This window comes from Arthrobacter sp. NPDC057388, from assembly GCF_042668165.1.
Classification (GTDB): Bacteria; Actinomycetota; Actinomycetes; order Actinomycetales; family Micrococcaceae; genus Arthrobacter.
Genome location: NZ_JBHVBL010000079.1, coordinates 1 through 9,006 on the forward strand (window position 1 = coordinate 1; position 9,006 = coordinate 9,006).

General features: G+C 66.4%; 9 protein-coding genes. 3 read left to right on the forward strand and 6 right to left on the reverse strand.

Annotation, left to right across the window (positions count from 1 at the left end; translation table 11 throughout):
• Positions 1-33: 33 nt before the first annotated feature.
• The 3 genes from ACFUTU_RS20820 to fdxA form a co-directional block, all read right to left on the reverse strand.
• The gene (locus ACFUTU_RS20820) at positions 34-1,335 is read right to left on the reverse strand and encodes a citrate synthase (protein WP_377967791.1); all 1,302 of its coding nucleotides are present in this window, start codon (positions 1,333-1,335) and stop codon (positions 34-36) included.
• Positions 1,336-1,602: 267 nt separating this feature from the next.
• On the reverse strand, positions 1,603-2,742 hold the full coding sequence (gene dapC / locus ACFUTU_RS20825) for a succinyldiaminopimelate transaminase (RefSeq protein WP_377967793.1): 1,140 nt from the start codon (positions 2,740-2,742) through the stop codon (positions 1,603-1,605).
• A 12-nt stretch (positions 2,743-2,754) separates the two neighbouring features.
• Positions 2,755-3,081: a ferredoxin gene (fdxA, locus tag ACFUTU_RS20830; protein WP_026265673.1), complete on the reverse strand. Its 327-nt coding sequence runs from the start codon at positions 3,079-3,081 to the stop codon at positions 2,755-2,757.
• A gap of 154 nt (positions 3,082-3,235) precedes the next feature.
• Between fdxA and ACFUTU_RS20835 the strand changes: the two genes are divergently transcribed.
• Positions 3,236-3,493 carry a hypothetical protein gene (locus ACFUTU_RS20835; protein ID WP_377967795.1) on the forward strand — a complete coding sequence of 86 codons (258 nt, stop codon included), beginning with the start codon at positions 3,236-3,238 and terminating at the stop codon, positions 3,491-3,493.
• 6 nt (positions 3,494-3,499) lie between these two features.
• Here the strand turns inward: ACFUTU_RS20835 and ACFUTU_RS20840 are convergent, their stop codons facing one another.
• A complete protein-coding gene (locus tag ACFUTU_RS20840) occupies positions 3,500-4,876 on the reverse strand; it encodes an MFS transporter (RefSeq protein ID WP_377967797.1) in 1,377 nt (458 codons plus the stop codon).
• A 63-nt stretch (positions 4,877-4,939) separates the two neighbouring features.
• Here ACFUTU_RS20840 and ACFUTU_RS20845 point away from each other — a divergent pair, with 63 nt between their 5' ends.
• Positions 4,940-5,449, forward strand: coding sequence for a helix-turn-helix domain-containing protein (locus tag ACFUTU_RS20845; protein ID WP_377967799.1), 510 nt, complete (start codon positions 4,940-4,942; stop codon positions 5,447-5,449).
• Between the two features lie 40 nt (positions 5,450-5,489).
• Here ACFUTU_RS20845 and ACFUTU_RS20850 read toward each other — a convergent pair whose 3' ends face one another.
• Positions 5,490-5,888 (reverse strand): hypothetical protein, encoded by a 399-nt coding sequence (locus tag ACFUTU_RS20850; protein WP_377967801.1) that lies wholly within the window; start codon positions 5,886-5,888, stop codon positions 5,490-5,492.
• Between the two features lie 25 nt (positions 5,889-5,913).
• Positions 5,914-7,842 (reverse strand): translational GTPase TypA, encoded by a 1,929-nt coding sequence (typA, locus tag ACFUTU_RS20855; RefSeq protein ID WP_377967803.1) that lies wholly within the window; start codon positions 7,840-7,842, stop codon positions 5,914-5,916.
• Positions 7,843-8,113: 271 nt separating this feature from the next.
• Between typA and ACFUTU_RS20860 the strand changes: the two genes are divergently transcribed.
• Positions 8,114-8,965, forward strand: a complete 852-nt coding sequence (locus ACFUTU_RS20860; protein ID WP_377967804.1) for an SGNH/GDSL hydrolase family protein — start codon at positions 8,114-8,116, stop codon at positions 8,963-8,965.
• Positions 8,966-9,006 lie beyond the last annotated feature (41 nt).

Sequence of the window (9,006 nt, forward strand, 5' to 3'; positions counted from 1 at the left end):
GCACCAAAAGGTGGGCAGCCGCCGTCGTGAAGGCTAGCGGGCGGGGTAGTCGCGCTCCGGCTCCCCTGTGTAGAGCTGGCGCGGACGGCCGATCTTGGTGTTGGGATCGTTGATCATTTCGCGCCACTGGGCAATCCAGCCAGGGAGGCGGCCGATGGCGAACAGCACGGTGAACATCTTCTCGGGGAAACCCATGGCCTTGTAGATCAGGCCGGTGTAGAAGTCCACGTTCGGGTACAGCTTGCGCTGGATGAAGTAGTCGTCGCCGAGGGCCTTCTCCTCGAGCCGCATGGCAATGTCCAGAAGCTCGTCGTGGCCGCCGAGCTTGCTGAGAACCTCATGGGCGGTGGCCTTGATGATCTTGGCGCGGGGGTCGTAGTTCTTGTAGACCCGGTGGCCGAAGCCCATCAGGCGGACGCCGTCTTCCTTGTTCTTGACCTTCTCCATGTAGTCCTCGGGCTTGATGCCGTCGGCCTGGATCTGGCGGAGCATCTTCAGGACGGCCTCGTTGGCGCCGCCGTGGGCGGGGCCGAACAGGGCGTTGATGCCTGCGGACACGGACGCGAAAAGGTTGGCGTTGGAGGAGCCCACCAGGCGCACGGTGGAGGTGGAGCAGTTCTGCTCGTGGTCGGCGTGCAGGATGAGGAGCAGGTCCAGGGCCTTCACGACGACCGGGTCCAGCTCGTACTGCTCAGCGGGCAGGCCGAAGCTCAGGCGCAGGAAGTTCTCCACGAGGTTCATGGAGTTGTCCGGGTACAACATCGGCTGCCCGATCGACTTCTTGTGTGCGTAGGCCGCGATGACCGGCAGCTTCGCCATCAGGCGGATTGTGGAAACCTCCACCTGCTCGTCGTTGAAAGGGTCCAGCGAGTCCTGGTAGAAGGTGGACAGCGCCGACACGGCCGAGGACAGCACGGGCATCGGGTGCGCGTCGCGCGGGAAGCCGCCGAAGAAGCCCTTGAGCTCTTCGTGCAGCAGGGTGTGGCGGCGGATCTTCTGGTCGAATTCGTCCAGTTCGGCCGGCGTCGGGAGGTTGCCGTAGATCAGCAGGTACGAGACCTCCAGGAAGCTGGAGTGCTGGGCAAGCTGCTCGATCGGGTAACCGCGGTACCGCAGGATGCCTGCGTCGCCGTCGATGTAGGTGATGGCCGACGTCGTTGCGGCCGTGTTCATGAAGCCTGGGTCAAAGGTAACGGCACCGGTCTGCTTCAGTAGCTTGGAAACGTCGTAGCCTTCGTTTCCCTCAACAACCTTGATGCGCGGGAGCTCGAGCTCGCCGCCTGCGTGGCGCAAGATCGCACTGGTGGTCTCAGTTGCGCTGGTGGTCTCAGTCATGGAGTCCCCTTCATGAGGCCTCTTGGCCTCTCTAGAAAGCTTGATCCAACATCAGGTGAGCCGCGCGGCATCCCGCACGGCGGGACATCCAACGGCCGTGCTGCCTTCTTGTAGAAAGCCACCATTGATAGTCAGTTAAAAACTACCGCCACTTGCGGGTTGCCACTAATCCGGGAGCACCGAATTATCCCCAAAACAGTCCCGTTGTGGCGCGAGTCACATCATTGTTACGGTGCCCGGAGCGCCAGAAGACGCGCCGGGATGCGCCTAGACCAGGCGGGCCACGGCAGCATCGATGCGCTCATCCGTGCCGGTGAGGGCCACCCGCACGTAACCGTGCCCCGCTTCGCCGTAGAACACGCCCGGGCCCACAACGATCCCCCGCTCCGCAAGGCGTGCAACGGTGTCCCAGGTGGCTTCGCCCGCCGTGCACCACAGATACAGGCCGGCGGCGGACTCGTGCAGCGTCAGCCCAAAGGCTTCCAGTGCGGGCAGGAGCCGTTCCCGGCGCCCGCGGTACAGGTCCTTCTGCGCCAGGACGTGGGTATCGTCCCCGAGAGCCACGCGCATGGCTTCCTGCACCGGGTACGGCACGATCATGCCGGCGTGCTTGCGGCTGTTGACAAGGTTGGCCATGAGGGCCGCGTCCCCGGCGACGAAGGCGGCCCGGTAGCCAGCCAGGTTGGACTGTTTGCTCAACGAGTACACGGCGAGGAGCCCGTCGTGGGAGGGGCCGGCCACGCGCGGATCCAGGATGCTTGGAACAGCCTGCCCGCCGCGCTGCAGGTCCCACTCCCCCCAGCCAAGCTCGGCGTAGCACTCGTCCGATGCCACCAGCGCGCCGATTTCACGGGCCTGGTCCACGAGCTTCTTCAATGAGGCGGCGTCCCGGACGCTGCCGGTGGGGTTGCCCGGGGAGTTAACCCACACCAGCCGGACCTTGGCCCTGGTGGCCGGGTCCAGTTCGTCCAGGTCATCAGCGGCGATGGCGGTAGCCCCCACAAAAGTGGCCCCGATGTCATAGGTGGGGTAGGCCACCGTCGGTCGCACCACGACGTCGCCGGGCTTGAGGCCCAGCAGGAACGGAAGCCATGCCACGAGTTCCTTGGATCCGACGGTCGGCATGACGGCGCTGGGGTCGAGCCCTTCCACGCCCCGGCGGCGGGCGAACCACCCGGCGATCGCCTCACGGAGCGCGGGCGTGCCGTGGACCGTGGGGTAACCCGGGGCGTCGGCGGCTGCCTTCAGTGCGTCCTGGATGACCGGAGGGGTAGGGTCCACGGGAGTGCCGATGGACAGGTTGACAGCACCGCCGGGGTGCTCAGCCGCTTTGGCGAGGTACGGCGCCATCGCTTCCCACGGGTAGTCGGGCAGGCTTAGGCCGAAACTGCGCACAGCTGTAGTCACGAAGGGTCCGCCTCAGTGGTCCTGGTTCTGCGGCGGGAGCGCTGCAATCATCGGGTGGTCCTTGCCGGTGTTGCCCACCTTGGCGGCTCCGCCCGGGGAACCGAGGTCGTCAAAGAACTCGACGTTGGCCTTGTAGTAGTCGGCCCATTCCTCGGGGGTGTCATCCTCGTAGTAGATGGCCTCCACCGGGCAGACGGGCTCGCAGGCGCCGCAGTCGACGCACTCATCGGGATGGATATAGAGGGAGCGTTCGCCTTCGTAGATGCAATCGACCGGGCACTCCTCAATGCATGCCTTGTCCTTAACATCCACACACGGCTGCGCGATTACGTACGTCACGTCCCTTGCCTCTCCAAGTTGATTCCCGGCCATTCACCGGTTGCTGCATCCGGCCTGCATGCCGGGCTGTCCATATCAGAGCCTATTATCTCCCACGCCCGTCCCGCCAACGAAGCGGGCGCGTCATACTCCGGACAGGTCATACGATGGAGCGGTGAGCCTGACAACACCGACGCCCCGGCAGTTCCTGGCCACCGCCCTCGCAGGAACGCGGGTGGTGGTGCGCTACAGGATCGACGGCGGTTTTACGGACGCGCTGGGTGACCTCCTGGAGTGCGGCGAAACTGAATGCACCGTGCGGACCCGCACCTCCGACGTCGGCATCCCGCTGGACCGGGTGGTGGCTGCCAAGCAGGTGCCGCCCGCACCGCCGCGCAGGGGCCCGCGGCAAACGCCGCCGGCAGCGGGCTGAGGAGCCCTATCCCCGGCCGCCGCCGGAACCGTCTCCCGGCACGCCGTCTTCCAGCGTCCCGTCCTCGAGCAGCGCATCTTCCTGCACCGCACCTTCCTGCACCTCGTCCGGCAGGACCTCATCCGGCAGTGTGCGCATGGTGCGCAGGGGCGAGAACAGAACAGGGGCAGTGGCGAGGAAGCTGCCGGCCGCCCCGATGAGCATCGTGGGCACCAGCCCAAGGTGCTCGCCCAGGTAGCCCGAGGCCAGGGCCGCCAGTGGCATCACTCCCCACACGGCAAACCGGATGGACGCGTTCATGCGGCCCAGCAGCCGCGGCGGGCACACCCGCTGGCGCATGGTGAGCTGCAGGACGTTGTAGACCAGGACGCTGAAGCCGAATCCGATTTCGGAGACCCCGAGCAGCACCAGCGAGGCGGCGGGTTCGGAAACCACTCCGGCGAGCGGAACCAGCAGCACAAAGACCGAGCTGGCCACGGCGCAGACGGGAATCGCCGTCCCCTCGCCGATCCGGGCAGCGACGCGCGGCGCCAGGACGGCACCCAGCAGTCCGCCCGCGGCGCCAAGTGTCATGATCAGGCCCATGCCCTGCGGCCCCAGCCCCAGGTTGCGCAGCACCAGGACCGGCATCAGCGTGTAGATCAGCATGCCGGAAAAGTTCATTCCGCCGGTGCAGGCAGCGACCCGGCTGATGAGCGGGTGCCGGACCACAAAGGAGAGCCCCTCCCGGATCTCGACCGGAAGGGGACGCCGCGCGGCCGCCGGCATCCGTTCCTCCGAGTCGCGGGTACGCCTGAGGAACACCGCCGAGAGCAGGTAACCTGCAGCTTCCCCCACGAACAGCACGGGCGCCGACACCACGGCCAGTAGCGCGCCGCCGGCAGCCGGCCCGCCGATGCGGGCTATCGCCGCCGTAGCCTCAAGTTTCGAGTTGGCTTCCTGGACGTGCGCGGCCGGCACCAACACCGGTACGTAGCTCTGGTAGGCGACATCGAAGAACACCGTGGCCGTCCCCAGGATCCCCGCCACGGCATAGAGGTGCCAGATTTCCAGGCTCCCGCTCCACCACAGGAACGGCACCGTTACCATGGCAGCCATCCGCACCAGATCCGCGGTGATCATGGTCCTGCGCTTCAGCCAGCGGTCCACCCAGGCACCGGCCGGCAGCCCGACGGCCAGGAACGCCGCCATGCCTGCCGCGTTCAGCACCCCCACCTGCAATTCGGAGGCCTGAAGCAAGGTGACGGCCAGCACGGGAAGCGCCAACTGTCCCAGCTGCGCGCCGAACTGGCCCAGGGCCTGGCCAGCCCAGAAAGTGGTGAAGTTGCGGTCCCGCCACAGCGATGTTTTTGCGGGTTCCGCCCCTGTCGGTTCGGCAGTCACGGCTTCAGTCTCGGTTGACGATTGGCGTATGTCAATCAGTCGTACGTCGTTACACTTGCGTCTATGGAACTCCCGCGCGACAGCGGTGATGCAGACCTCGTGGCCAAGGGCCGCGCCCTGAGTTCGCCGCTGCGGCTGAGGATCCTGCGGCTGTGCCTGCACCAGTCGCGGACCAACAAGGAGATCGCCGAACTGCTCGGCCTGAATCCGGCGTCGAGCCTGCATCACGTCCGCACGCTGGTGCGGACCGGGTTCCTGCTCCCGGAGGAACGGCGGAAGGGCCGCCGCGGGGCCACGGAAGTGCCCTACATCGCCAGCCGAAAGTCCTGGAGCACGCCCGTGGACAATGTGGCACCCATCCTCATAGAGACCTTCCTCCAGGAGACCAGGGACCTGCCGCCGGAGGACATCGAAGTGTGGCGGCTGGGGGTCAAGTTCAACGCCGCCCGGCGGGACGAAATGCTGGGCAAGCTGCGCGCCGTCGTCGAGGAGTACATGGCACTTCCCGCGGACGACGACGGCGAGGCCACTTCGCTGATGATTGCCCACCACCGGGACCCGACGGCGGATTAGCGCCGGCAGCGCTGCCGGCGGGCCGCAGGAGCGCCGCTGCCTACCTGCGGTACCGCCGGCACCAGGCCAGCATGATGACGGTGACCGCCACGATCCCGTAGACCCAGACACCCCCGGCCAGGTCTCCCGCAATCAGCCGCTTGCCGGATTCCATCCCGGACCACCAACCGGCCAGGGCGTAACAGAGCGCGCCGCACACCGCCGTCGGAATGAGCGTCCGGAACGCGGCGCCCAGGAACAGCTGGAGGGAGGCAAGGAGCAGGAGTGCGGCAACGGCACCCAGAGGCAGGGCAGCACCGGCTGCCCCAAGGCCGGTTGCCTGGAGATGGGTTGCCTCGAGCGATTGGCGGTGCAGTGCTGTTCCGGCGAGGGCTGCAAAAAGAGCTGCCGGCACGGCGGCGGCGAGGCCGCCTGCCATGCCGGCAGCTCTTCTGTTCATGCGCAGTTAATCGCGGGAGGTACCGTTAGGCCTTCGCGCGGGCGCGGTTGGCCTTGGCACGCTCGTTGGAGTCGAGGATGACCTTGCGGATGCGAATGTCCTCCGGAGTGACCTCGACACACTCGTCTTCGCGGGCGAATTCGAGGGACTCTTCGAGGGTCAGCTCGCGCGGCGGCGTGAGGTTCTCGAAGCTGTCGGAGGAAGCGGCACGCATGTTGGTGAGCTTCTTTTCCTTGGTGATGTTCACGTCCATGTCGTCGGCGCGGGAGTTCTCGCCCACGATCATGCCTTCGTAGACCTCGGAGGTCGGCTTGACGAAGAAGGAACCGCGTTCCTGCAGGTTGATCATGGCGAACGGGGTCACCACGCCGGCGCGGTCGGCCACCATGGAACCGTTGGTGCGGTACTCGATCGGGCCGGCCCACGGCTCGTAGCCTTCGGAGATCGAGGCCGCGATGCCGGCGCCGCGGGTGTCCGTGAGGAACTTGGTGCGGAAGCCGATGAGGCCGCGGGCGGGAACGATGAATTCCATCCGGACCCAGCCCGTGCCGTGGTTGGCCATGTTGGTCATGCGGCCCTTGCGGGCTGCCATCAGCTGGGTCACCGCGCCGAGGTACTCTTCGGGCACGTCGATGGTCATGTGCTCCATCGGCTCGTGAACCTTGCCGTCGATGGTCTTGGTGACAACCTGCGGCTTGCCGACGGTAAGTTCAAAGCCTTCGCGGCGCATCTGCTCCACGAGGATGGCCAGGGCGAGCTCGCCACGGCCCTGGACTTCCCAGGCATCCGGGCGTTCGGTGGGCAGCACCTTGATGGAGACGTTACCGATCAGTTCCTTGTCCAGGCGGTCCTTCACCTGGCGGGCCGTCACCTTGGCGCCCTTGACCTTGCCGGCGAGCGGCGAGGTGTTGATACCGATGGTCATGGAGATTGCGGGATCGTCCACGGTGATGAGCGGCAGCGGCTGCGGGTTTTCGACGTCGGTCAGGGTCTCACCGATGGTGATGTCCTCGATGCCGGCGACGGCGACGATCTCGCCGGGGCCGGCGGACTCGGCGGGAACGCGCTCGAGGGCCTTGGTGGCCAGCAGTTCGGTGATCTTCACGGTCTTGAGCTCGCCGTTCTGGCGGGCCCAGGCGACCTGCTGGCCCTTGCGGAGGGTGCCGTTGTAGACGCGCAGCAGGGCGAGGCGGCCAAGGAACGGCGAGGCGTCCAGGTTGGTCACGTGGGCCTGCAGCACGCCCTCCGGGTTGTAGGTCGGGGCGGGGATGTGCTCGATGATGGTCTTGAACAGCGGCTCAAGGTCCTCGTTGTCCGGGGCGGCGCCGTCGGCCGGCTGCTCCAGGGACGCGCGGCCAACCTTGGCGGCTGCGTACACAACGGGAACGTTCAGGATTTCGTCCAGGTCGAGGTCCGGCACCTCGTCCGCGAGGTCCGAAGCCAGGCCGAGCAGGAGGTCCATCGACTCGTGGACAACCTCTTCGATACGGGCGTCAGGGCGGTCCGTCTTGTTCACCAGCAGGACGACCGGCAGGTGCGCGGCCAGGGCCTTGCGCAGGACGAAGCGGGTCTGCGGCAGCGGGCCTTCGGAGGCGTCCACGAGGAGGACGACGCCGTCCACCATGGACAGGCCGCGCTCCACCTCGCCGCCGAAGTCGGCGTGGCCGGGGGTGTCGATCACGTTGATGGTGATGGTCTCACCGTTGGAGGACGGGCCGTTGTACGCAACGGTGGTGTTCTTCGCCAGGATGGTGATGCCCTTTTCGCGCTCCAGGTCACCGGAGTCCATGACGCGGTCCTCGACCTCTCCGTGCGAGGCGAAGGAGTTGGTCTGCTTGAGCATGGCGTCCACAAGCGTGGTCTTGCCGTGGTCAACGTGGGCCACAATGGCGACGTTGCGCAGGTCACTGCGGGATGCAATGTTCGCGGCAGTTTGGGTGGTGGTTTCAGACATGCGTAATGGCTCGATTCAATGGTGAAGTCAGCTGTTGTATCGCGCCATTTCCTACCGGAACGCACGACGGATCAGACCCTTAACACAGGGCACCTACTGCCAGTCTAAACGGTCTGCCATTTATTGGCCTAAATCGGGAACACACCCGCTCCTGCGGCCCGTTACCAAATCGTGAATCCAATAGGATGTCATGTGAGCAAAATCACTGGCTTTTCCGGAAGTGATCCACCACTATTGCTAGACCACTTACGAACAGGCCAGGAGTCCACGGATGTTTCAAGCCTCGACGCGGGCCCTCCTGATTGGTCCCGTCATTGCCGGCAGCGTGTTTTTGGCGGGCTGCGGCGCCGCACAGGAACCGGCGTCCGGTGCGGGATCCGCGGCGTCGGCGGCGCCGCGTGCCGCCGCCCCGGTGGCCGCCCCGGGCGAGGCGGTTGCCGCCGGCTCCGCCGTCGTGAGTGACCTGGCAGCCGCCGTCGACCCTGCCACGCTCCCGCCCGGTGCGCTGTACCGCAACCCTGCCAACGGCCGGGACGAGGTGATCGTGGGCAACATCGCCCACACCGCGCTGCTGATCGGCGACTCACAGTCGGAGCCGCAGGCCAGCTGGCCGCGCCGTGCTCTCGGCGGGCTGGGCTATGAAGTGTTCTTCTGCGGCAAGGGCGGCACCGGCTTTGTCGCCTCTTACGGCACCACCGGAAACTACGTCGATGCCCTGCAGCGCGGGGACTGGCACCTTCCGTACGGCTTCCCGCCGCTGGTGCTCATCGAAGGCGGCGGAAACGATGCCAAGCAGGGCGCCAGCAACGAGCAGATCTCAGCCAACGCCGACCGGCTGATCACCACCATCAAGCAGCGCTATCCCGGCGCGAAGCTGGTGATGGTGGGAACACTGGGCAAGGGCGCGGAGCACGGCGGCGCCCGGCGTGCCGAGGTGGACGCCCTGCTCGGAACCGTCGCCGGGGGCCACGGAATTCCGTTCGTCAGCGTCGGCGACTGGCTCACCCGCTACGGACTGGAGGATCAGCTCAAGGACAGCGTCCACATGAACAGCGACGGCCACCGTGCCCTGGGCGCGCTGCTCGGTGACAGGCTCGCGAAGCTGGGGCTGGCCCTGTCCTAGCTGTTTCAGCTGAAACGCAGAGGGAGCCGGTGCCGCCTGTT